At 69.8% G+C, this 1880-nt stretch carries 2 protein-coding genes; both read right to left on the reverse strand.

Annotated features, from left to right (window positions below):
• On the reverse strand, positions 1-605 hold a 605-nt coding region (locus G6018_RS12495), incomplete at its 3' end, for a DUF1542 domain-containing protein (protein ID WP_182639767.1).
• A gap of 55 nt (positions 606-660) precedes the next feature.
• Positions 661-1803: a CoA transferase gene (locus tag G6018_RS12500; RefSeq protein WP_182610706.1), complete on the reverse strand. Its 1143-nt coding sequence runs from the start codon at positions 1801-1803 to the stop codon at positions 661-663.
• Between the last annotated feature and the right edge of the window lie 77 nt (positions 1804-1880).

Raw genomic sequence — 1880 nt, forward strand, 5'->3', positions numbered from 1 at the left:
CCGGCGAACATCATGTTGAACATCATCATCGAGCCCATCATCCACATACCCGTGGCCAGGGCCGAGGCCCACCACGGCTCCGAGTACCAGCCGGCGGGCACCGGCCGGCCGGCCACCACACCGCCCGGGTAGTAGTGCGGGGTCTTGTCGCTCGGCTCGGTCGCCGCGGTCATCGTGCGGCCGTCGACCTCGACGGTCCGGTCCTCGGTCACCCGGCCGGCGCGCTCCTGCCCGTCGGTCTTGGGCAGCTCCGGACCGGGATCCAGGCCCATCGCCGAACGCGCGGCCCGCACGTAGTACAGACCCTCGAGGGCGGTGTCCTTCGCGAGCTCCGTCTGGACCGGTGTGCGCGCGTTCTCCAGCTCCGTCACGGCCGCGGTGTAGCGCTCGGAGGCGTCTGCCATCGCCTGCTTGGACGCCTCGTCGGTGCCGTCGAGGTTGAACACCTGACCGCCGAGCCGTTCGACCCAGCGCGCGGCCTCGGCGCGGTAGTCCTCGATATGGCGGTTGTGCTGCATTTCCAGTTGGGTCTGGCCCTTGTTCTGACTGCGGGAGACCACGGCGACAGCAACGGCGATCACTGCGGCGATGAGGAGGAATTCCACGGATCGACCTTTCTCGGTACTACTTCACCAGCGTACCGAGATTGTGTCCCGCCGGTCAGCGGCCGTCGGGCTCGGAGTGCGCCGCCCGATCGAGTCCCAGTTCCGCCAGCACGGACTCGGTGTCCGCGCCGTGGGGGCGGGGCCCGAACCGCACGGATCCCGGGGTGTCGGACAGCTTGATCGGGATGCCGACACTGCGGTATCCGTCGCGCTCGACGACCATCTCGCGATGCAGCACCTGGGGCATGGACAACGCCTCACCCACGTCGTTCACCGCCCCGGAGGGCACCCCGACCGCGCGGAGTCGATCCGTCAGGTCGTCCCGACGGAGCCCTGCGACGAGACCACCGAGGATCGCGCGCAGCTCCTCGGAGTGGCGCAGTCGGTCCGAATTCGTGAGGAAGCGGGGGTCGTCGACCAGCGCGGGCGCGTCCACCGCCTCCGCCAGCGCCCGGAACTGACGATCGTTTCCGGCGCCGATGAAGAACGGTCCGTCCGAGCAGCTGAAGGTCTCGTACGGACAGATGGTCGGGTGCGCCACCCCGGTGCGCACCGGGGCCTCGCCCGTGGCGAACCACGTGCCCGCGTGCGGGTGCAGGATCGACACCGCGTTGTCGAGCAGGGCGAGGTCGACCAGCTGGCCGCGCCCGGTCGTGGCCCGTACGTGCAGCGCCATGAGGATGCCACTCATCGCGTTGAGACTGGTGACGATGTCCACCAACGGGATCCCGATCCGCATGGCCGCTCCGTCGGGCTCGCCGTTGATACTCATCAGCCCGGAGAGCCCCTGGAGGACCGCGTCGTATCCGGGTGCGCCTCCGAGCGGTCCGTCCACCCCGTAGCCGGTGATGCGGCAGTGGACCAAGCGGGGGAAGCGCTCGGCCAGCTCGTCGTCGCCGAACCCCCACTTCGCCAGGGTGCCGGCCTTGAAGTTCTCGAGGAGCACGTCGGCCTCGTCGAGCAGCCTGGCGAGAACCGCCTGACCCTCCTCACTGCGCAGATCGAGACTGATGTTCCGCTTGTTCCGGTTGAGCCCGTCGAAGTACGCGCTGTGGTCATCTCGCACGAACGGTGGCCCCCAGCCACGGGTCTCGTCCCCACCCGGCGGTTCGACCTTGATCACGTCGGCGCCGTGGTCGGCCAGCATCTGGCCGCACAGCGGTCCGGCGAGGACCCGGGCCAGATCCACGACGCGGATGTCGGTGAGCGCGCCGGTCCGTGGCGGCTCGGTCGGCCGTGGCTCAGTCGGGTGCGGCTCGGCCGGCTGCGGCTCGG

It is taken from the genome of Dietzia sp. DQ11-44, assembly GCF_014145205.1.
Taxonomy (GTDB): domain Bacteria; phylum Actinomycetota; class Actinomycetes; order Mycobacteriales; family Mycobacteriaceae; genus Dietzia; species Dietzia natronolimnaea.